At 56.9% G+C, this 20,443-nt stretch carries 26 protein-coding genes; 14 read left to right on the forward strand and 12 right to left on the reverse strand.

What is annotated here, in order from left to right:
- Positions 1-19: 19 nt before the first annotated feature.
- Together PISL_RS09880 and PISL_RS09885 are read left to right on the forward strand one after the other, a co-directional pair.
- The gene (locus tag PISL_RS09880; protein WP_280531790.1) at positions 20-247 is read left to right on the forward strand and encodes a DUF4405 domain-containing protein; all 228 of its coding nucleotides are present in this window, start codon (positions 20-22) and stop codon (positions 245-247) included.
- 411 nt (positions 248-658) lie between these two features.
- On the forward strand, positions 659-1,288 hold the full coding sequence (locus tag PISL_RS09885; RefSeq protein WP_011763640.1) for a phosphoribosylanthranilate isomerase: 630 nt from the start codon (positions 659-661) through the stop codon (positions 1,286-1,288).
- Here PISL_RS09885 and PISL_RS09890 read toward each other — a convergent pair.
- Positions 1,248-1,502, reverse strand: coding sequence for a DUF504 domain-containing protein (locus PISL_RS09890; protein WP_011763641.1), 255 nt, complete (start codon positions 1,500-1,502; stop codon positions 1,248-1,250). The genes PISL_RS09885 and PISL_RS09890 overlap by 41 nt on opposite strands.
- 30 nt (positions 1,503-1,532) lie before the next feature.
- Complete coding sequence (locus PISL_RS09895; RefSeq protein ID WP_011763642.1) at positions 1,533-2,186, reverse strand: PD-(D/E)XK nuclease family protein; 654 nt, start codon at positions 2,184-2,186, stop codon at positions 1,533-1,535.
- On the opposite strand from PISL_RS09895, the gene PISL_RS11115 reads away from it, so the two are divergent.
- The 5 genes from PISL_RS11115 (at position 2,179) to PISL_RS09915 (ending at position 5,215) form a co-directional block, all read left to right on the forward strand.
- Positions 2,179-2,331, forward strand: a complete 153-nt coding sequence (locus PISL_RS11115; protein WP_167827687.1) for a hypothetical protein — start codon at positions 2,179-2,181, stop codon at positions 2,329-2,331. The two genes, PISL_RS09895 and PISL_RS11115, sit on opposite strands and share 8 nt — an antisense overlap.
- Before the next feature lie 2 nt (positions 2,332-2,333).
- The gene (locus tag PISL_RS09900; protein ID WP_011763643.1) at positions 2,334-2,966 is read left to right on the forward strand and encodes a uracil-DNA glycosylase; all 633 of its coding nucleotides are present in this window, start codon (positions 2,334-2,336) and stop codon (positions 2,964-2,966) included.
- Positions 2,967-3,042: 76 nt separating this feature from the next.
- The gene (locus PISL_RS09905) at positions 3,043-3,354 is read left to right on the forward strand and encodes an FHA domain-containing protein (protein WP_011763644.1); all 312 of its coding nucleotides are present in this window, start codon (positions 3,043-3,045) and stop codon (positions 3,352-3,354) included.
- A 26-nt stretch (positions 3,355-3,380) separates the two neighbouring features.
- Positions 3,381-4,526 (forward strand): aspartate aminotransferase family protein, encoded by a 1,146-nt coding sequence (locus PISL_RS09910; RefSeq protein ID WP_011763645.1) that lies wholly within the window; start codon positions 3,381-3,383, stop codon positions 4,524-4,526.
- Positions 4,523-5,215: a metallophosphoesterase gene (locus PISL_RS09915; protein WP_011763646.1), complete on the forward strand. Its 693-nt coding sequence runs from the start codon at positions 4,523-4,525 to the stop codon at positions 5,213-5,215. Before PISL_RS09910 ends, PISL_RS09915 begins: the two co-directional genes overlap by 4 nt.
- 42 nt (positions 5,216-5,257) lie before the next feature.
- On the opposite strand, the gene PISL_RS09920 is transcribed toward PISL_RS09915, so the two are convergent.
- Positions 5,258-5,707: a vitamin K epoxide reductase family protein gene (locus tag PISL_RS09920; protein WP_425331207.1), complete on the reverse strand. Its 450-nt coding sequence runs from the start codon at positions 5,705-5,707 to the stop codon at positions 5,258-5,260.
- Positions 5,708-5,790: 83 nt separating this feature from the next.
- On the opposite strand from PISL_RS09920, the gene PISL_RS09925 reads away from it, so the two are divergent.
- Complete coding sequence (locus PISL_RS09925) at positions 5,791-6,618, forward strand: SPL family radical SAM protein (protein WP_053240504.1); 828 nt, start codon at positions 5,791-5,793, stop codon at positions 6,616-6,618.
- On the opposite strand, the gene PISL_RS11120 is transcribed toward PISL_RS09925, so the two are convergent.
- Positions 6,569-6,718, reverse strand: coding sequence for a hypothetical protein (locus PISL_RS11120; protein ID WP_167827571.1), 150 nt, complete (start codon positions 6,716-6,718; stop codon positions 6,569-6,571). The two genes, PISL_RS09925 and PISL_RS11120, sit on opposite strands and share 50 nt — an antisense overlap.
- Positions 6,719-6,836: 118 nt before the next feature.
- Between PISL_RS11120 and PISL_RS09930 the strand changes: the two genes are divergently transcribed.
- Positions 6,837-7,016: a hypothetical protein gene (locus PISL_RS09930; protein WP_011763649.1), complete on the forward strand. Its 180-nt coding sequence runs from the start codon at positions 6,837-6,839 to the stop codon at positions 7,014-7,016.
- Positions 7,017-7,539: 523 nt separating this feature from the next.
- Here the strand turns inward: PISL_RS09930 and PISL_RS09935 are convergent.
- From PISL_RS09935 to PISL_RS09945, 3 genes are read right to left on the reverse strand one after another with little or no spacing between them, the layout of a single operon-like run.
- Complete coding sequence (locus PISL_RS09935; protein ID WP_011763650.1) at positions 7,540-9,267, reverse strand: hypothetical protein; 1,728 nt, start codon at positions 9,265-9,267, stop codon at positions 7,540-7,542.
- Between the two features lies 1 nt (position 9,268).
- Positions 9,269-10,573 (reverse strand): hypothetical protein, encoded by a 1,305-nt coding sequence (locus PISL_RS09940; RefSeq protein ID WP_011763651.1) that lies wholly within the window; start codon positions 10,571-10,573, stop codon positions 9,269-9,271.
- Positions 10,570-11,541, reverse strand: a complete 972-nt coding sequence (locus PISL_RS09945) for a helix-turn-helix domain-containing protein (protein ID WP_011763652.1) — start codon at positions 11,539-11,541, stop codon at positions 10,570-10,572. Before PISL_RS09945 ends, PISL_RS09940 begins: the two co-directional genes overlap by 4 nt.
- 123 nt (positions 11,542-11,664) lie before the next feature.
- Between PISL_RS09945 and PISL_RS09950 the strand changes: the two genes are divergently transcribed.
- A complete protein-coding gene (locus PISL_RS09950; RefSeq protein WP_011763653.1) occupies positions 11,665-12,474 on the forward strand; it encodes a hypothetical protein in 810 nt (269 codons plus the stop codon).
- Positions 12,475-12,660: 186 nt separating this feature from the next.
- Here PISL_RS09950 and PISL_RS09955 read toward each other — a convergent pair whose 3' ends face one another.
- From PISL_RS09955 to PISL_RS09965, 3 genes are all read right to left on the reverse strand, one after another.
- Positions 12,661-13,296, reverse strand: a complete 636-nt coding sequence (locus tag PISL_RS09955) for a CRISPR system precrRNA processing endoribonuclease RAMP protein Cas6 (protein ID WP_011763654.1) — start codon at positions 13,294-13,296, stop codon at positions 12,661-12,663.
- A gap of 93 nt (positions 13,297-13,389) precedes the next feature.
- Positions 13,390-13,809, reverse strand: a complete 420-nt coding sequence (locus tag PISL_RS09960) for a hypothetical protein (RefSeq protein ID WP_011763655.1) — start codon at positions 13,807-13,809, stop codon at positions 13,390-13,392.
- Positions 13,810-13,868: 59 nt separating this feature from the next.
- Positions 13,869-15,383, reverse strand: coding sequence for a bifunctional ADP-dependent NAD(P)H-hydrate dehydratase/NAD(P)H-hydrate epimerase (locus PISL_RS09965; RefSeq protein WP_053240506.1), 1,515 nt, complete (start codon positions 15,381-15,383; stop codon positions 13,869-13,871).
- A gap of 258 nt (positions 15,384-15,641) precedes the next feature.
- Here PISL_RS09965 and PISL_RS09970 point away from each other — a divergent pair, with 258 nt between their 5' ends.
- The 4 genes from PISL_RS09970 to PISL_RS09985 all read left to right on the forward strand — a co-directional run bounded on the left by PISL_RS09970 (position 15,642) and on the right by PISL_RS09985 (position 18,479).
- Positions 15,642-16,145 carry a PaREP1 family protein gene (locus tag PISL_RS09970; RefSeq protein ID WP_011763657.1) on the forward strand — a complete coding sequence of 168 codons (504 nt, stop codon included), beginning with the start codon at positions 15,642-15,644 and terminating at the stop codon, positions 16,143-16,145.
- Between the two features lie 662 nt (positions 16,146-16,807).
- A complete protein-coding gene (locus tag PISL_RS09975) occupies positions 16,808-17,179 on the forward strand; it encodes a PaREP1 family protein (protein WP_245218388.1) in 372 nt (123 codons plus the stop codon).
- 46 nt (positions 17,180-17,225) lie between these two features.
- Positions 17,226-17,783, forward strand: coding sequence for a Panacea domain-containing protein (locus PISL_RS09980; protein WP_011763659.1), 558 nt, complete (start codon positions 17,226-17,228; stop codon positions 17,781-17,783).
- 30 nt (positions 17,784-17,813) lie between these two features.
- Entirely contained in the window at positions 17,814-18,479 is a 666-nt protein-coding gene (locus PISL_RS09985) for a hypothetical protein (protein WP_011763660.1), read from the forward strand.
- Positions 18,480-18,651: 172 nt separating this feature from the next.
- On the opposite strand, the gene PISL_RS09990 is transcribed toward PISL_RS09985, so the two are convergent.
- Complete coding sequence (locus PISL_RS09990; protein WP_245218390.1) at positions 18,652-18,981, reverse strand: hypothetical protein; 330 nt, start codon at positions 18,979-18,981, stop codon at positions 18,652-18,654.
- 22 nt (positions 18,982-19,003) lie between these two features.
- Positions 19,004-20,263, reverse strand: a complete 1,260-nt coding sequence (locus tag PISL_RS09995; RefSeq protein WP_011763662.1) for an AAA family ATPase — start codon at positions 20,261-20,263, stop codon at positions 19,004-19,006.
- Positions 20,264-20,443 lie beyond the last annotated feature (180 nt).

Below are 20,443 nucleotides of genomic sequence, written 5' to 3' on the forward strand. Positions count from 1 at the left end.
CATAAGAGCAATAGTCATAATGTTGCTCATAGCGAGCGGTGTGATTATGGCCATCTCCGGCATAGTGCTGTACTTCGCGCCCTCTGGCCCGGGGTCGGGCAACGCCGTGATACTAGGCGCCACAAAACACTTCTGGAATAACCTACATACCTACACGGGCTTCTCGATAATAGGCCTAGCAACGGCGCATGTGATACTAAACCGCAGATCGCTCCTATTCTACACAAAAAAACTACTTTTTTCCTAAACACAGCCTTGTAGAAGGCGTAAATCGCGGTCTGTCCCTAGGCGTCGCCTAGGGACTGCCCATGTCTTCACAGAGGGCTCTGCACTCTCAAGTGTGGCGTCATGGGGCATGGGGGACGATGGCACAGTCCCCTCTTTCAACGCAGTGCTCGGAGCAGAGCTCCAGCGGCTGGAGACTTATGTGTATACGTAAGCCCCTACGGATTAACGGTCATGAAACCGAAATTGGCCTAAGACAGACGATGCCGCGCGGCCTACGGCCGCGTTGTTTGTAATTTAGCGCCTCTCGCCAGCGGTAGCGCCCAGTATTAAACGTCGCTGCGTTTAATGTCTAAAAACCTTTCGGAGGGCCTTGGAAATCTTGCCGAGACAATTCTTAGTATGTTTATAGTCCTAGTTTTTTCACTCTCTTGTGTTAGTTAAGATCTGCGGCGTGGCAAGGCCAGAGGATGTGGCGCTTCTAGACGGCCTTGTGGACTACATCGGCTTCATAGTGGAGCCCTCCAGCCCCCGGTCGGTGGAGCCTAGGCGGCTCGGGGAACTGGTGCGGCTGGTTAGAGAGAGCAGGCCCGTGCTGGTGACGGCTTCTCTCCCGCCGGCCGAAGCCGTAGATCTGGCGGCGTCGCTGGGGATCCCGGTGGTCCAGCACCACGGGTCTCTGGGCGACGGCCACTTCAGCTACGCGGAGGAGAGGGGCGTGGCCCTCGCCCCGGTGGCGGTGTACAGACGGGGGGCCGATCTGAGAGCCGCCGTGTCACAGCTCCTCTCCAAGCCCCACGAGTACGTCCTAGTAGACGCAGAGAAGGGGAGCCGGGAGAGGTACGAGGGCGGCCTCAAGATCCCGCTCCAGGCGCTGGCCGAGGTGGCACACATGGGGAAGGTGGCGCTCGCCGGAGGCATCACGCCGGAGAACGCCCACCTCGTCGCGGCGCTGAGGCCCTACATGGTGGACGTAGCAAGCGGCGTGGAGTCGTCGCCGGGGGTGAAGGACCCAGGAAAGGTCAAAGCCCTCCTGAGGGCTCTCGGCCGCCTCTCCGGCTGAGGAGAACTTCGCCGCTCTCCAGCCTAATCTCGACAATACGGTGGTAGGGGATGTACCTCTCCCTCCCGCCCACCGAAACGACAACGCCGTTGGCCCCCACCTCCACCACGTCGTCGGTGGAGAGCACCTCCTCGCCGCCCGGCGACCCCCTGCTTATGAACCAGAAGTAGGCCCGCCGGCCGCTCCACTTAACCCGGTTAAAGATTTGCCTCATTGGGTTACCCACGTAGAGCCTGGGGAAGACCTATAAATAGGTGTACACCTGGATGCCCAGCGCCTCGGCGGCTTTTCTACCACGCTCGTCTATGTGGGGCGTGACCAAGGCCAGCTTCGGCTCTACGCCGGTGGCGCGGCGGTAGAGCTGGCCTATCCGCCACAGCTTAGCCACGTCGCTGTCCGTAGCGGAGGCCTTAACCTCCACGAGTATATGCACACCGTCTTTAACCAACACGTCCACCTCCACGGGCGAGGGGAAGCCGAACACCAGCCCCTCCCCGTCGAAGTAAGACCACCGCACCACCTCCCCAACCCCCAAAACATCCTCCACAATCCCCCGCACCGCCTCCCTAAAAGCCTCCTCCGTCTCCACCCCCCAGCGGGCGCCCAGAAGGACAAGCCGCCTATCCAACCTCTGGAGACCCCGCTCAAGCGCCTCAAACCTCTTAAAAGCCTCACGCCACCTCCTTTCGTTGGCCCTCCACCGCCTCTCGTTCATCCTCCACCTCCGTTCGTTTTCTCTCCACCTCTTCTCTTGTTCTTTTATGTAGGTTTGGAAGTCCTCCCTCAGCCTCCTCAGCTCCTGTAGCACCTCCCCCAGCCCTATGAGGCCGGCTACAGCCAGCCTGAACTCCTCATCCTCCCGAAGAAGCCTTAGGAACTCCCTCTTCAAGTTGTCCACGAAATATGCCAGAGGTATAAAAATAACTTTATCCGCTGGTTATATATTTCCAGTTGCCGCCACAAGTATGGATCCCAGGGGGAACGTCTGGGTTAAGCTCCTTAGGGAGAAGGCGCAGAAGATATACGTGGTGGAGTACCACTGAGTGTGGATTTCGAGGACTTCCTGAGGAAACTGACCGCGTGTAGGGCCTGCCCCCGTCTCGTTGAGTACAGAAGCTCGTTTCCGCCCGGCTACTGGGCCAAGCCGGTGCCCCCGTGGGGGAGCGGCCCCATAATGGTGGTTGGTCTCGCCCCCGCCGCCCACGGGGGGAACCGCACTGGCCGGATGTTCACCGGCGACCGGAGCTCCCAGAACCTCTTCAAGGCGCTCTACGAGGCGGGCCTCGCCTCTAGGCCGTACAGCATCTCGCGGGACGACGGGGTGGAGCTCTACGGCGTATACATAACCTCCGCCGTCAAATGCGCTCCCCCCGGCAACAAGCCCACCGCCGAGGAGGTGAAGAACTGCAGCCGGTGGCTGAGGGAGGAGGTGGAGATAGTCAAGCCCAGGGTGGTGGTGGCCCTGGGCAGAGTGGCCTGGCGAGCTGTGTCCGAGATCCTCGGCGTCCGGGGGGAATTTAGACACGGGGCGGTGGTCGAGAAAGACGGCGTGTACCTAGTGGGGGCCTACCACCCCAGCCCCCGCAATATAAACACCGGGAGGATCGCTGTGGAGGAGCTCGCCGAGGTGTTCAAGCTGGCGAAGAAACTGGCTAAGGAAGAGATACAACACTCCTAGGTTATGTCTTTTATAAGGCGCGTATACGTCTCTCTCTTATGACTACTGGAAGTTTATTTTGTCCACGTTTTACAACATGGAGCGGGTGTATGTAGTCGAGGTATTCCACCCGGCGAGGTTGGTGTTGAGGGGGCCTGTGGTTCTAGAGAGGGAGGGGGTCTACGGCAGGGAGCACTTCGCCTGGCTAGGCCCGGCGGCTATGTACATATCTAGGAGACACTTCGCCTTGAAGAGGGCTGGGGGCGCCCTCTACATTCTCGACTTGGGTAGTACCAACGGCACCTACGTAAACGGCGTAGACATAAGGGGGGAGGGGCTCGTGGAGCTGTACAGGGGAGACGTGGTGAACGTGGCGGGGGTCGTGGAGTTTATCGTTGAGGAGGAATAGTTATTAACTGGCTTTTATCGTGGCTTGTGGCTAGAATCGCCAGATACTACAGGGAGTACGGCCTGAGGATCGTCAAGGGGCTCCTCCAGTACGTCTGGGACGACGGGGGCAGGCGCTATCTAGACTGTAACACCAACCACGGCGTTGCCTTCCTAGGCCACGCCAACCCCAAGATAGTGGAGGCCGTGAGGAGGCAGCTGGAGGAGGTGTGGGCCGTGCCCCTCAACTTCTCCACCCCCGCCAGGGAGCGGTTTATAGAGGAGTTCTCCAGACTCCTCCCCGCCAAATTCGGCGTTGTGTTTCTACAGAACACGGGAACAGAGGCCGTGGAGACCGCCGTCAAAATCGCCAAGAAGATAACCAGGAGGCATACCATCGTCGCCTTTACCAACAGCTTCCACGGGAGGACTATGGGCTCCCTCTCCATAACCTGGAACGAGAGGTACAGAAAGGCCTTCGAGCCCCTCTACCCCCACGTGAGATTCGGCAAGTTCAATGTCCCCACAGAGGTGGACAAGCTGGTGCAGGAGGACACCTGCTGCGTGGTGGTGGAGCCGATACAGGGAGAAGGCGGCGTCAACCCCGCCACCCCCGAATTCCTAAAGGCCCTCAGAGAGGAGACCCAGAGGAAGGGCGCCCTCTTCATAATAGACGAGGTGCAGACGGGCTTCGGCAGAACAGGCGCCGTCTGGGCCTTCCAGAAATACGGCGTGGAGCCAGACATCTTCACGGCAGGAAAGGCTGTGGCGGGAGGCCTACCCATCGGCCTGGCGGTGGCCCGGGAGGACTTCGGCGACGTGTTTGAGCCCGGGGAGCACGGATCTACCTTCGCCGGAAACGCCGTGGTCATGGCGGCCGCCGCGGCCGCCTCCCGTCTCCTCAGGGAGGAGGACGTCCCGGCCAAGGCCGAGAGGGCCGGCGCCGAGTTGGCCAAGGCGCTGGGGGAGGTGGAGAGCAGACTCGCCGTTAGGGTGAAGGGGATGGGCCTCATGCTAGGCCTAGAGCTGAGGGTCAAAGCCGACCAGTTCCTCCAGCCCCTCCTGGAGCGGGGGGTCCTCGGGCTGACCGCCGGCGTCAACACCCTGAGGTTCCTCCCGCCGTATATGATAACTAGGGAGGATATAGAGCTGGTACACGCCGCGGTCTCCGAAGCCCTCAAGAGGGCCCAGTGAGGAGACGCCAGCTGTTCACAGCCGCCGGCGCCCTACTTCTGGCCGGCGGGCTCGCCGGTGGCTTCTACACTGAGGTCACCACACTGGAGCTGGGCCTAGGGAGACGGGCGGCCTTCCTCTCCGACCTCCACATCCACACTCCGAGGAGACTTGAGCTCCCGCCCTACGACATCCTGTTGATAGGTGGAGACACCTACGACGAACTCACCGCCGATCTCGCGGCAGTGACGGAGACGCTACGCCACCTGCCCAAGCCCAAAATCGCCGTGTTGGGAAACCACGAGCACTGGGCCTCCCGCTGGATCCCCCTCCGCCGCGGCGTTGCGGCGCTAGAGGAGGCAGGAGTCTACGTCCTCGCCGACGACTGGGTTCAGATAGGGGGCCTCCGGATATATGGACTGGACTGGAGAGACGACCCCAGAGACTACCCCCCGGTCAAGGACGCAGACGTTGTGCTGGTCCACTCGCCAGACGCCTTCCATTTGGCTGTCGGTGGCCTCTATCTCGCGGGCCACACCCACGGCGGCCACTTCTGCTTGCCCGGCAACGTCCCCTTGTACACCAACAGTCGCTTTGGATACACCTGGGGTCTCTACAGGAGGGGCGAGGCACTCATGTATGTCACGAGAGGCGCCGGGGAGATGACGCCAAGGGTTTTCTGCAGTAGAGAAATTGTCCTACTTACCTAAGCCACATACAACACACCACAGCGCCGGCGCTTGGAGAAATGCTCATCTTATCAATGGGGCCACCCGCCGTAGGTAGAGAGTGATTACTACAAAGTCGGCGAGGATAAAGGCGTGCATTATAGTACAATAAATACAGACGGCCTTCAACACGGCGAACTCCAGATAGACGAGATAGGGCAGTATGGCGAGGCCGAGGAGACGCCACCAAAAGACAAAGCGGGCGGCCCGCCTAGACAGAGTTCTGTACAGCCACAGAGCCGCCCCGATGTTTACTACAAACCAGACGGCAGCCGCCGCGTCCAGCGGGACGGGGCCTATGTAGGCGTAGCGGCTAGTCAACACTTTGATACAATCTAGTGTGACCCCCGGCAGAAGCTCTACATTGGCGTAGCAGCCGGGCGGGAGGGTGCCGAGGAGGTAGAAGAGGTATATCACCAGTAGAGACGCCACAAGTCCGCCGATGGAAAAAGCCACAAGAAACACAAGCCACATATCCACCACTTGGCTAATAACATGCATTTTAAAACTGTACTTATGTGCAGAATTGGCATATATTTAGGAGACGAGATAGACATGTGAAAATATACGAGATAAGAGTACGCCGCGCCCTAACCCCCTCCGGGCTACCGGAGTACGACTACGCCCTCAACCCCTACGTCGGCTGTCTCCACGGCTGTCTCTACTGCTACGCCCAAGACTACACCAAGGGGCCGCCCGGCGCCGCCTGGGGCCACATCGTCTACGTAAAGGCCAACCTCCTGGAGGTCCTCAGGCGGGAGGCCGCCCAGCTCAAGCCCGGCGTCGTGGGGCTCTCCACTGTGACAGACCCCTATCAGCCCCCCGAGGCCAAGTACAGACTGGCCAGAGGCGCCATCGAGATATTGGCGGAGGCGGGCTTCCACATCTCGGTACAGACCAAATCCCCCCTCGTGCTGAGGGACCTAGACCTCTTCAAGAGATACAGGGAGTCGGTAGACGTGGGCATCACCATCACCGCAATGGGAGACAAAGCCCTGGAGCTGGAGCCGGCCGCCCCACACCCCACAGCCAGGGCAAGAGCCGCCGCGAGGCTAGCCGAGGAGGGGGTAAAGGTGTGGATCTTCCTAGGCCCAGTGGTGCCGGGCTACAACGACAGCCGGGAGGACCTCGCCGAGGTTATAAAACTCGCAGCCTCCATAGGCGCCGAGCTTATATACGACAGATACAGGCCCAAGCCCAAGGCACACGCGAGACTACCCCCCGCCTACAGACAAGAGGCCGGCACGCAGTGGTGGACACAGGTAAAGAAAACCATAGAAGAGCTCTGTAGAGAGGCCGGGGCGAGGTGTCTAGACGTGGAAGAGGAGTGGAGAGCTAGACGCGGGCGACCTCCCTTAGAAGCCGGGCTAGATGGGGCGCCCTAGCCTCCAGCTTTTTCACGGCCGTTTCTACGTCGTCATAGGGGTCTACGCCGTATCTCACGAGCGTATACGCATGAGCCCCCAACACGTCGACCACCACCATGTGTACGACATACATCCAGTTTAAAAAATCCTCCGTAGCGGCTTTCAATTATGCTTCGGCGGCTATTGTGCGGCTAGTTTTACCTGATGGATATATAACTGGGCACTTCTCTTGACCTGTGTTCTATGTATACGTTAACAAGAGAAAGCAGAGAGTATTGATAACTAGAGAAAAGATTAGAGATCCCCACTGGAGACTAGCTGGGACACACTCGACAGTCACAGCGGCGAAAAGACATGCAAGATTTATCGCCGACGCCCGCGACTACATACTGGAGTGGGACCTGCTGACCTTCTAGCCTTTCAGCTTCTTCTAAGTAATGTAGGGGCGGGTAGTTCTCACCTCTTCGCATATCGAAGACAAAACCGGAGACAATATTGACAATTTGTCATCGAAGTGTTTGGACGCTATTTTTAAGAGCTGGAGGGACACGTAATGCTTGCGAGGGTCTCGAAATTCTTACAAAGACTATATCAGTCCATTTAGTCTATAATTTCAATAGCAGTGTAACATAACTTTTGAAGAGACAAATCGTATGTTTGGTGAGGATATGTTCCAATGTTAACAGCATACGCTTTTACAACATAAAAGAGTCTAAATTTCCACTACGTCGCTTTGGCAGCCTTGGCGCTTATTTCAGTACATTAATACCGTAGTTATTGTAGCGAGAGTTCCTCATTTGTGTTATATCAAGGGGTATCTATGTCTTACTTACCTACGGCGGCGGTTTACTACCGCAATCTCGGGAATTTAGGAATAATAAATGTTTTGTAGGTATAAATGCATTAAAAATTACATATGACGTAACTAAATGCTTTGTCTTAAGACATAACAGAGCCGTCTTGAATTAATCTATCATGGATTCTCCTGGCTAGATCGGCTAATTTGATAAGTCCTCTACCCTCTAGGTCCAAAGTGAACAATTCAGCCCACCTCCCGTACCTTTCTATACTCCAACGCCTGAATTTGAGAAGGAGCGGCAGGTAGAGCACAGCCTGAGGGTTTGGAATTACAATCCATAGCATATTCACGCGGCCATACCTACTCTCTACCACTTCTCTAAGTTTATGAATCACAGCGCCTGTTCCGTACAAAGTCTCCACCTCGACGGCTAAATCTCTGTACGGCCCTTCGCACTCCACATACACATCAACTCTAATACTGCCCAGTCCGCGCTCGGTATCGACACAACTCAGCGCTCTTTCCCACGCAGTCTTGTCGTCATGTTCTGTCTGTTTTAACTCTTCTGATATTTTCCCCGCTAGATAGCTTACGACAAACGCTTTAACGAGGTAATGCATTTTAGATTCACTGCCGCTATCATCACTAGGTTTAGTCCTTAGTAATATGTCAAACACCCCTGTAGCTCTTTCTAACTCCTTCCAGAACCAATCCTCTAGGTAAACTATACGTTCATCAAGATCGCCATATGGCTTGCCAGAAAGAGACGACATTCCCCACATGGCGTCCGCCAATACATTGAGAATCTGAATGTCCTCTCTTGCTAGGGCTATTTCTATAGGTCTTGGCGTGTCGGACATCCCCTTTTTCCAGAAGTTTTTGACCTCTCTTAACCTCTCCCCGCTCCCGTAGAACACGAAAAAGCCCAGACGTTGTGAATAAAGCTCTCTCAACCTATCAAGAATGCCGTCTCTTATCAACTCTATTCGAAATCTTCCACCCCGCAGATCAAATACAAAGATCCTACCCCCGGCGCTTACGTCTACCGGCATGATCTTTTCAAGATCGTCCGAGTTGCTAATGTGTTTGGAATTTGTAGGGAGACTCCCAGCTCTGACCAAATATATCTCTCTTAACACTCTCTTAAGAAATTCGATATAGTCTTGCGACTCCCTCTCGGCTAATATCACAAGGGGTCTATCGGCTAAGATTGAGCTCAGTCTCAAGACGGGGTTCCGCGCGTAAAGGTCCTCAAAGAAGCTGAAGAGCTCTATATCGTAATCTCCTCCAGACGCCTGCGGCACCCCCGTCGTCGAGACGCGTGGAGCTGAGATCTGAGGCACGTCGGAAGACAGAGGAGACAAGAAAAATGAAGGTTTCTCAGCCCAAGAGACCGTAGCCGGCTGAAGATGTGGCTCTGCCGTTTTGATCTCAGGTACTACGTCATTAAGAGCTAGAGGGCCGAGCCTCTGAGCCTCTTTGAACACGACATCGACAAACGCTAGTTTAGGGGCTACACCGGGAAGTTGAGGAAGGTCAGTCGCCAGGTCGGGAACAGTTATGCGAGGCCTCTGGTGTATCTTCACCACGACGGGCTCTAAATATAGAGCCTTTTCACCGAGTTGAGGCACCTCTGACGTCAAAGAGAGACTATATGTCTGCGGCGACCTAAAGGTCACCGCGGGCATATCAAAGTTCAATGCCGTATTAACTACTACTCTATCGCCAACTCTTTCAACAGTAGCCGATTTAAAGAACTTTACAACTCTCTCGACTTCTCCTTCTCTCAATTTAAGCCAAGCTAAGATTATAGTCTCGTCGCCGCGCTTACCGCGAATCTCTACTTGGACATAGCGCTGAGAGGACATATCAAATAAATACGTATAATACCCCGTTTTTCAAATCTTTTGTCTCAAGCCGGGCCAGGCCTAAAAACAATAGCTGAGAGAAGACCTCAAGGAAATTACTATAACTGATAGTTCTAAGTCTTAACCTTAGTCGCGCGCCGTCACGCGGTCTAGGATTTTCACAGAACGAAGTTTTACATCCTTTAACAAAATCCCCATCTGAATCCGAGATATTTACAATGCTTGCTTTTACTTCCAGTTTAAAACCTAGATAATATATCAATGGACTTTTATCTAGTTGTTTTTCTATATATCCTGTTGCATAAGAAGAATGATAATAATAATACGCTAAGTATTCTGTTGAAAACCTATCTATATATGAAGAGTAATGGGTTACGTATTCTCTCAGCTCATCTCTTGACAAGTTATAATCTCTTGACAAGCGATACATTAAGTCGTATACTACGTCTAACAAGCGTAAGACTCTATTGCCAACGCTGTCGGCTGTATGGCCTACTACTGCAAGCTCTCTATCTAGTTCGCCGCCTAAGTCTGGCACTAGCTTGACTGTTAGCTTTATGCCAAATCTCTCCATAAGTGCCTTTGTCTTATCGCTAAAGAGCTCTTCGCCATACATAAGTTTCAGATATGGTCTCGGTGTTGAGCCTAAAGACTGTAGGAAGAACGTAAACGGGTTATAGAGCGGAAGTATGCCAACTGCGGCGTTTATAACATCAACAAACGCATTAACAAGATCTTGGGCATCCTTAACATCGTACTTTTCCGCATTTACCCTCATATTAGTTCGCAAATATAGATAATCCAATAAGTTATATATTTCTATTATCCACTCCATTAGCGTGTGTTCTGACTTAATATGCTGAATACGGAACCCTTTGGCCGCTTCTTCCAGTAATGTGTGTCTCGCTTTAGCTAAAAGTCTGTTTCTGTTATCTATGTCGGCCTTAAGATCGTCGCCCAGCCCTATTCCCAACACTTGCCGATAGAAATAGGCCATTGAGTTCTTCGGTATACACTCTTCCCTCATTACGCCAGATTTTACACAGTCTTGACTTACGCCTCCTAGGAGGATTCTTAGGGCAAGTTCTCTATGTGGGCCTTTGAGCACTTGGCCTAGGTCGTCTGAGAGTATACGCAAAAGGTTTTCTCGTGCGCTTACAAAGCCCAAGACTTTGGCGTACAAATCTCCCAAGGTTGTATATTTGATGTCGCAACCCGTAGCGCCTCTTGGCAAAAGATGACATCTCCACCAATTCTCATCCCAATACTGGATATCCGGCACCTTGGTTTGCGAAGGCATGCTCATGTCTCCTCAGGAGGCCCTTCCATTAGCCGCGCCCCCTCAAACCCCCTAAGGTTGAGAACCTCCGCCATGAACTTAGGCGCCGTATACCCTGTAGGCAAGACGCTGTAGAGCGCCAACGGCCCCTTCTCATCTCTAGATAGTGCGACCACGCCGTCTATTAACAAGCCGCCGCGATTTTCGCCAAAGAGCATCCCTGAAACGGCGTCTAGTATGAACACGTAACTAAGGGTATAGGAGAGCAGAACGCTCAGCGGAGCATAGAACCCGCCCTCTCCCACTGCGTAATCTCGATAGTATTTAAATTCATCGTCGTAAGCCGCAAGAGACCACACCTCTACATGTCTCCCGTCCTTAAACAGCTTGATTATAATATTATAGATCGGCGGCTCAAAGAAGTCGAAAATATAGGATTCGTCATTTTCACACCACCTCCTCCAAGCGGTTGGCTCGTGTTCACACGCGTCAACACGTAGGGCCTCCCTTGTCCACCCTAGTTTATCTAGCAACACTCCCAAGTCTACAGGCTTTGCGAAGTGTCCCCTTATGCGGATTGCATCGATATCATCCATAATATTGCCTACCTTCTCACGAACCTCGTGAGCCCACATAAGGTCGGCCAACTGCGGCGGCTTCTCCTCCGTCGAGGGGCCGAAGTCGGGGTTCCAGCCTTCGAAGGTCGCCCTTGTGAAGCCCAGGGCGGCTACCCACTTAGCGAGTTCGGTTTGAAACTCCGCTATATAGTACTGGGTCTTTTTCAATTCTTCCAAGCCCTTCTCAGTAAGCTTGTAACACCCCCTTTTCTCCTTTTCTAGAAGGCCTTTCTTTATGAGATTTTTCAGCAAATTCCCGATAGCCCCCTTTGATCTGCCGAGTTTCTTTCTTACGTCAGATGGCCTTAGACAGTTGCCATTTTTTGTTGCGTTGTAGGCTAGTTCGAGAATGAGCAAGCTTGTCCTTATTTGATACATGGAGACAAGTCCCGAGAGATCTTTTAAGTTTTACGCTAGAACTTTAAGTTCGAATAACCTAGAACTTTGATTTTTGCTCAAGTTCTAACAAAAGTAATAAATAGGCCAGTATAGAAAAATTTCATGCCGAAGTGGGAGATTCACAACGAAATCTGCAGTCACATACTGGGCCTAGACAAGCGCCTGTGCAACAGAGTGAATGAGCTTATTGACGCGTCCACCAAGTATCACGACATATTGTGCAGGCCGCCCAGCGATCCTATTACTGATCCTATTAATAGAATGTTGGTTATACGCATAGGATATCCTCCTTGGACTTCTGCCTGTGAGCTCTTCAAAGAAGACAAGCTCTGTGGACGCAGTCTCTGGGACTGTCTGAGGGCGGGGATCCTACACTGTCTCGCAGACAGGGCCTACGAGTCTCTGAGGAGAGGATGGCGTATGGATTTAGCTAAGGCAAGCCCGTCGGAGTACGTCGCCGATTTAGTAGATCGGTATTTGGCTGATTTGATGTATTACGAAACATCTCTTGGCGGCGCTTTTCGTTGCGAAGCCTATGAACTCACATCAGTAGTGGAAAGCGTGGTGAGATCTCTATTGGATAACGCAGAGTTCTTTGTCAATACGATCTTGAGAGAAGCACAAAATGTGGGAATACGAAATGTAGAGGGCGTTAAGAAGGCGCTAGAGAGATGTCTAGGGAATTCTAAAAAGTTTGTGTGTATGTTTTTTGAAGACCTCATGCCAGGGTTCCGCCCTTTGCCATTGACGGCGGCCGCTAATAAAATTGAGACTATGCTTGGGCGCGGCGAGAAGGTCTGTATAAAATTTATAGCTGATGACTTTTTCTTACAATGCGACCCTGCCAAAACTATATGTTTTAGTAACCTAGACGAATTACTGGTTCAATGCATCCGCCTGTCTGTAACATAGAAAGCTTATCATTTTCAATATCCACATGATGTGCCATTTTCCGTAAGACCCCACCTTCCAGGGATCTTAAGAGTACCAAGACATCACGTCATGTTTTGACTAACCAGCGGCAGACTCGCGTTGATCTGGTACCGCGCCACCTCCCGCCCGTAGTACTGAGGCGGGAGGTCAGGAGAGACCACCACCTCAGCCGGCAGATCCACACACTGGCCCGCCCCAACTCCGGAGGTCTGTGATTCTTCTTTTTCCGTAGGCGCGGTATAGGGCCCAGCCGAGGAATCCTCTTGCTATTCCGCCGCCGGGGAGCTTTACTGTGGCTACGCAGCGGCTGTGGCAGCCGAGGTCGGTGAGGGCGACGTAGGTGTAGACCCAGCGGAGGAAGGGGGCGCCTAGCTTGGTGAGGCCTAGGGTTCTGCCGTGTTTTACGGCGGATTTGAAGAGGGAGAGGGGGCGGGGGTAGAACTCGTAGGTGGGTTTGCTCCTCCTGTAGAGGGGTGGGGTGGCGAACCTCAGGGGGCTGAGGAACTCCAGCTTGAAGCACTGCTCCTGGGGGAGGTCGTGGTGGGCGTCGCGCACCTCCACGGCCTCAGGGTCTAGCCTGGCGCCGAAGAGCTGTAGGCCGCCGGCGGCGGCCGCGGCGAATTGACTGGCCATGTCGTCGTCGGCGAAGCCCATCCTCACCTCGACGGGGTCTCCGGGGGCTACGGCGGCTCTCCAGAGAACCGGCCTCCCCCTGTGTAGGAGGGGCCACACGGAGAAGGGCTTCACCTTAGCGTCGTGTAGGTCGGGCCTGCCCAGGGTCTTGAGGACGAGGGACTCCACGACTGTGCCGGAGAAGCCCGAAACGGCGAAGGCCGACCGCCCTGGCCTTTATAATGACGATCCTCATGTCTAGGAAAAGGTGGGGGTAAATAACTACTGGCCCGCGGCGGCCTTCAACAAGTCTCTCACCTCCTTCTCGAAGGCGTCCATCTCGCTTGCTATCCACAGGAGGAGGATGAAGGCGGCGAAGGCGAGGTGTGGCACGAAGAGGAGGACCAGGGCGAGGGGCCAGGGACCGCGGGTCGAGACCGTGCCCCTCCGGCAGTCCACCCTTACCTCCACGGGGATCAGGCCGTACCTCTTCCTAACGGCGAGGTAGGGCCCCACCCACGCCGCCTCCGCCCCAATTACGGCGAAGGCGTCCCGGAGAGCCGATAGGTCGCCGGGGCAGACAACACGCCTACGCCTTTGCAACAGGCGGATGACTAAGACGGCGGCGAGGACGGCGGCGGCAACCCCGAAGATTATAACGGTTGTCGGGCTGAGCCACTCCATATATATATCAACTAGCACTCCTCTTTATAAACCTAATGGCTCCCCTCCCGTCTCCCTGCCGCGCTTTGGCTCGGGGGCTATGGCCGGGGGCTGGTTATGTCTTCTCGCGCATATCTCCTGACGACGCTTGGGATCTTCTCTATGAGGTCGCTGGCGGTGATGTGGAAGCCTAGCTGAGCGGCGGCCTCCTCGCCGGCTAGCCCGTTGACGAAGGCCGCCACGGCCGCGGCCTCTAGGGGGTCACGTGTCTTGGTCATAAACGCAGCGGTGAGGCCTGTGAGTACGTCGCCTGTCCCGCCGACGGTCATGGCGGGGGTGCCGGTGGTGTTTATCTTGACCCGCCTCCCGTCTGACGCCACGTCGTATCTGCCCTTGAGTAGTATGACAGCGCCGATCCTCCCCGCCCACTCCCTCACCGCCTCGGCCCTCTCCCTTAGCCCCCTCGGCGGCTCTACGCCTGTCAGCGCTTTGAACTCCCCCGCGTGTGGGGTGTACACCACCTGGGGCCCCCCCACCGGCGACCCCCCGAGGGCTTTTATGGCGTCTGCGTCGACGACAAGCGGTTTTTTGACCCGCGCGGCTATTTCTTTAACCGCGTCGGGGGTCTCGCCCTCCAGCCCCAGCCCCGGGCCGATGGCCACCACGTCGAACTTCTCCGCCAGCCTCAGCACCTTCTCCACGTGGCGTAGGGAGAGCCTAGGCCCCTCCAGCGGGACGGCGATTATGTCTGGGCTGTAGGCCTTAGCCGCCTGCGCCGCCGGCTCAGGCGCCGCGATAACCGCCAGATCCACGCCAGACCTCAGCGCGGCCAGCGCCACGTACATAGGCGCCCCCGAGTACTCGAGGGACCCACCCACCACCAGCACCCGGCCGTGGTCTCCCTTCTTCGCGTCGGCCCGCCGGGAGAAGTCTAGATAGGCGAAGTCCCCCGGCCCAACTACCACCTCAGCCTCCGGCGGGATGCCGATGGGCTCCACCACCAGCTCCCCCACGTACCTCCGCGCCCCCTCAGCCAGGAGGCCCCTCTTTGGCTTGTGGAAAGTGACGGTGAGGGCGGCCCTAACCGCCTTGTCCCGCACCTCCCCCGTGTCCGGGTCCAGCCCGCTGGGGACGTCCACAGCCACCTTCGGCGCAGGAGCCGCGTTCATGAGGTCGACCGCGGTGGCGTGCGGCTCCCTAAGCGCCCCCCTCACCCCAGTCCCCAACACTGCGTCTATAATTACATCCGCCCAGAGGAACCAGTCCTGAAGTGCAAGAAGCTCCAGGGGAGTCGCCGCCAGCGCCAGCTCCACCCCCCACAGCCTCCTCACAGCCTCGAAATTCGCCCTAGCCAACTCCTCCCTAGGCTCCCCAAGCCCCACCACCCTCACCCACAGCCCCGCCCCGTGGAGATGCCTAGCCGCCACGTAGCCATCCCCCCCGTTGTCCCCCGTCCCACACACCACCAAAACCCTCCTCGCCCCCGGAAACCTACCAACGACATTCCTCGCCACAGCCGCCCCCGCGTTCTCCATCAACACAAGCCGCGGCACCCCAAGCCACTCCGCGTTCCTATCCACCACATACATCTCAAGAGAGGAGATAGCCTCCATATCGTCTACAATACACACAGATAAAAACATACCCTCCCCAAGTTCGGCAAAATTTGCTATATGCTACACAACGCCGTGTGTCAAATAACCGGCGCTAAATACGATGGCAACGTCTCAAAATTTTTCCTGATCTCAGAGGAGGAGAGCTACTAAACCAGAGCTGGCGCGGGGAGAGAACACCTTACAAAATGCCGGCTAATGGCTGGTCAGGGTGTTTTGTATGTCGTAAGGTTTTTATGGTGGAGGTTTTGTCTTAGTGTGGCTGTAGTGTTGCCTGAGAGGTTGGTTAGGGAGGCAGAGCGGAGGGGTATTGACGTGGGGGAGGTGGCGCTGGAGGCCCTGGCTAGGGCTCTGGAGCTAGATCCGGCCGACGTGGCCGCCGCGCGTGTGGAGCTGGCGGAGAGGTTTCTCGCCGAGGCGGAGCAGTACGTCGAGAGGGGGGACGCGGTGCAGGCCAGCGAAAAGCTCTACAAAGCTGTGGAGGAGTGCGTCAAGGCGTTGGCGGAGGAGCTGGGGGTTGAGGCGCTTGGGGAGGTCAGGCGGAGGGGCCGGTGGGATACTTGGCTTCTGGGGCGGGCGGCGAGGGAAGCGGCGGAGAGACTGGGAGAGGACAGAGTTAGGCTGGCGTGGAAAGACGCCTATGATATACACGTGTGGGGCTTTCACGAGGCTAAATACGACGTTAGGGACGTGAAGGCGGCTCTGCCTCTGGCCAGGTGGCTCGTCGAGTTTGTGAAGAGCCGCGTGGCCGGCCGCCCCTAACCTGCGGGGGTTCTCCCGGCGTATGTTCGCGGGGTTGTGAAGCCCCTGAAAATGCGTTGAAGGTTTGGCCTTAACGGTGTTGACACGGGAAGTATCAGTGTGTTTAAAAATGGTGAAGGGGAAGGGACTAGCCCCTGGGAGGCCCGGACTTGAGGAGGTGGGCCGAGGCCAGGTCCAGGTGGGTCACGGATTAGATGTTTCCTTTGAGCCCTTTTCTCTGTCGTGGTTGGCTTCCTTCTTACGAAAATGTGTGTTCTGAGTGGGAGGGCCATGTGCCTTCGGCGGTGAGGGGTTGTTCTATGGAGGGCTCCGCGCCTGGAGGGGGCCGTGCCGTCGTTCACCATGTCCGACGAACCTGCGGTGGAGGCGCAGAGGAGGGGAAAGCCCCTAGGCGTGTGCGGTCAACGACTGTCGGCAATGAGCGCCCGGGACAAACGGTACACAGTGGTGGGGAGATACCGAGGTCGACGTGGTCACATCGCCCGACTTCAGAGACTACGGGGTCAGATACAGAGAGGATCGCCCCCTCGAGCTGAAAGCAGAGTGAAGGAGGTAGTCACGTTGACCAAGAGAGGGGACGGTGGCCGTCCAAGGCTTTCTCGCGGGTCTCTAGACGGCGTCCTTGCGCGCTGCTTAAGGTATTTATAAAGGTGGTTAAGTATGTGTACGTGGAGGAGGCTTGGAGAGCCCTCAGGGCGGCGTATGAGGAGCTCGAGTGGTTTGGGAAGACGGGCGACCCCGCGCTTTTGAGAGACGCGGCTGAGAAGGGCTGGCTTGCCGTGGTGAAGGCAATCGAGGAGCTGTTGAGGGCGTACGGCGTGGAGGCTAAGACGTACAGAGAGAAGAGAGACGCGCTGAAGAAGCTGGGGCTGAGGGATCTGGTGCGTAGCTTTGCGGCTATGTCGCAGTTGCTCCACGTCGACTGCTATCATGACGGCATGTGCGACGAGCAGTACGTCAGAGAGTATCTGAAAGACGTAGAGGATATCCTGGACGAGGTTCGGCGCCGGTTGCAGCGCTTAAGGGGCCTGTAGGGGGGTGGGGGCCGCAATGTTTTAAACTGCGCCACATATCACAGATATGGACGTGGGGAGGCGGGCCCTTCTGTATCTGGTGGTGTCACACTGGCGGAGGTGGGGGGAGGTGTGGGGGAAGAAGAAGGTGCAGAAGCTGATGTTCCTAGTGGAGCACTGGGACGGGGGGAGGGGGGTGTCCAAGTCGCTGGGCCTCACTGGGTACAGGTTTGTGGTGTGGCTCTACGGGCCCTACTCGCCTCAGGTGGATGAGGATTTGGAGTGGCTTGTGGAGGAGGGGTACATCTCGGAGAGGGTGTACGGATACGACTCGTACCACAGCGTGGTGGCCGACGGCGAGGTGGTGAGGCTGGGCTTCTACGACGACGACGAGTCGCCCAAGGTGATATACGTGTACCGCCCAACCCTGCGCGCCAGGTTTGTGAGGATAGGGGAGCCCCTACGGGCGAGGATAGACGCCGTGGTGGACAAGTTCGGCCGCTATACTGCGAACGAGCTTGAGACCCTCACGACAGCGATGCTGGGCGTCGAGAAGAGGAAAGCACTCGGGAAGGCAGTAGACGAAATAGTCCAGCTAGGCGGTGGAACGCGTAATACAACCTAGCACTTTTTACCCGGGTGCATACGGCTGCCCGTGGAGTTGCTACTCCGGGGGTTAAACGTGGGCGGCTTCGCCCTGAGGCCCACCTACAAAAACGAGGATAGGATCAGGGCTGTAGTGGCCATCCTGGAGCGTGGCGAGTTCCGCCTGGAGGATCTGCTCGCTGTGGCGCAGTACGACCTAGCCAGCATGCGGGCGCCGGGCTGGATCAAGGAGAAGGCGGAGCGCCTCGCCCGTCTCCTGCGGCGCCGGGGGCTCAAGACGTCTGCCAAGACGGTGTTTAGGTGGACCTCCTCAAGTTGGCTGTTCTCCCTCGCGATCTACCGCCACCTCACCGAAAGGGGGCTCCCCGGCTACTTCGCCGTCGAGCCCTACGTCGGCCTTAGCGAGGCGGTTTACCCCTTCGACTACGCCCTGGTGAAAGAGGACAGGGCTGTCCCAGTGGAGGTGAAGCGGCTGGCAAGCTGGGCCAACCTAGAGCAGTACATCGGCGACTTCAGAGAGAAGGCCCAACGAATCACCACGGCAGTCCTCCACCTGCACTTGACAGAGGAGCTCTGCCACCTGACGCCGCCGGAGGGGCTCAGAGCCCTGCTCGCACTAGCCAACACGGGCCCCGAGACGAGAGTCATCCTCACCTACCACTGCGGAGACACCTGGAGCCTAGAAGACGTCTCCAGACTCGCGGAGGGACTGTAGGCCCCCCGTCGAAACACCCAGCCGCCGGCTACCGAGGCGTCCATGCAAGCGGGGTTGAGCCAGGGCGAGACGCGCCGGCGTTGAGCGCGGTTGCCGTGGAGCGTCTTGGCCCGGCCGCCGGCGGAGTTTAAGTCGGCGCTATGTACGGCGGACGGCCCCGGGCCTGCGACGGTTAAGCCAGCGCCCTCAGCGCTATAAGCAAGGCCCGCGCGACGTCCCCCCTCGCGGAGCCCTCGTCGTAGAGCTTTAGGAGGGCCACGCCGGCCTTCCCCAACATCCTTACGGCTTGTTGGTCGATTCTGTCGCTTTCGCTGTGCGCCAAGATCTTATGTGCCCGGCCTCCCGCGAGTTTTTCGCAAGCCTCGAGCTGTGTAGGTGCATCCTTTACGTCGCCGATGGTTAAATGGCCTCCTTTCAACTCCACTAGGTAGACAGCGCCGATGGGTAGCGTGATGCATACGACGTCGCATCCGGCGTCCGACAGCGCGCCTTTGTACCTCATGCAGCAGACGATTGGGCTCGACCTAACGCACGCTGCGTTGCAGTTGGGCATATAGCTCTAGGGCCTCTCCGCTCAGCTCCTCTATCACGGAGGAGATGGACTTTATCTCGGGCACGCCCCCGCTTCTGTCGACGGGTAGCTCCTCCAGCTCGCCGTCGTGTAGGTAGTACAGCCTCAGGCTCTCCACCTCCCCCTTCGCGTAGAGGTGGGCCAGCTTCATCACCACTAGGTCCGAGTGGGTTGTCACGAAGAGAGGCCTCCGCCGCGCCTCCCGGGCCAGCAGCTCGGCCACCTGGACCTGCCTATTGGCGTGCAGGTTGATCTCGGGCTCCTCCACCACCGCCAGGTCGCCCCTCCTCACCATGAGGCCCAGCAGGAGCCCCGCCACCTGCGCCACGCCAGACGAGGCAAAAGCCGCCGGCAGCTTCAGCCCGCTCGCGTATTCATACACAATCGCCAGGGTCCCCCTGTCCACGGCCACGTCGCCGTCGAGAAGCGCAGTCTCAACGCCGCCGAACTGCCCACCCACTCTCTCCACCGCGCCGCTCCTAATGAGATTTATCACGTCGGCTGCATACAGCGACAGAGAAGGCTTGAAAAACTGCCTGGGAAGCTCCTCCCTAACCACCTGGCTAATTCCGTACAGCCTAATCAACGCCTCCACGACTCCGTAGAACGCCGTGAGGAGGGCAATCCTCTCGGCGGGAATGTAGACGGAGCGTCGCATGGGGAGAAGCCCTTTAAAGCTGAGGCTCGCCCCGCGGGCTGAGAACGCCGCCCACTCGACGTCCTCTACAGCGCGTTTTACGAAACTACTGGATATGTTTACCTCAACGCGCGGCCTCTCTCCCCTGGGAAGAAGCGCCTTAAAAGAGACCTCCAGCGATGGTGCACTAGCCTCCACAATCGCCTCCTCTTCGCCGTATGTGACAAAGTCGCTTGTCCCCAACACGGATTGCAACTCTCGCTTTAAGGCTTCTCCTGTAGACATCTTCGACATCTCCAGTGCAACCCTCTCCACCTCTTCCAGATGCTCCCTGAGACACTCGGCGCCGGCCCCGGAGCACCTCCGCATACCCACCTCAGACAGGGCGTGGTGTGCAATAGCAGGCAAGTGGAAGAAGACGAGGTTGTGAACCGCGTATATGAGGGAAGCCAGCCACGACTTACCCACGTTATTCGGGCCTATGACGGCGGTGAGGTCCCCCGCCACCAGCTCAGCCCGTCTCACCGGCCCAAAATTAGACACAGACACCCTAACCCCACCGAAGTATGTAGCCACGTCCACACCCACCTACGCCTAAAAAACATTTCCCCCGTAGCTATGGAACCGCCAACCCCAGCCCCCGCGGGCTAAGGCTCTGCGGAGGGCCGTTTGTCTCGGCGGACTGCCGGCCCCGGGGGGTCGCCGGCATAGAGGATTGAGTCGAGAACCTTGTGCGCTGTGGCGTGGGGAACACTG

This window comes from Pyrobaculum islandicum DSM 4184, assembly GCF_000015205.1.
Taxonomy (GTDB): Archaea; Thermoproteota; Thermoprotei; order Thermoproteales; family Thermoproteaceae; genus Pyrobaculum; species Pyrobaculum islandicum.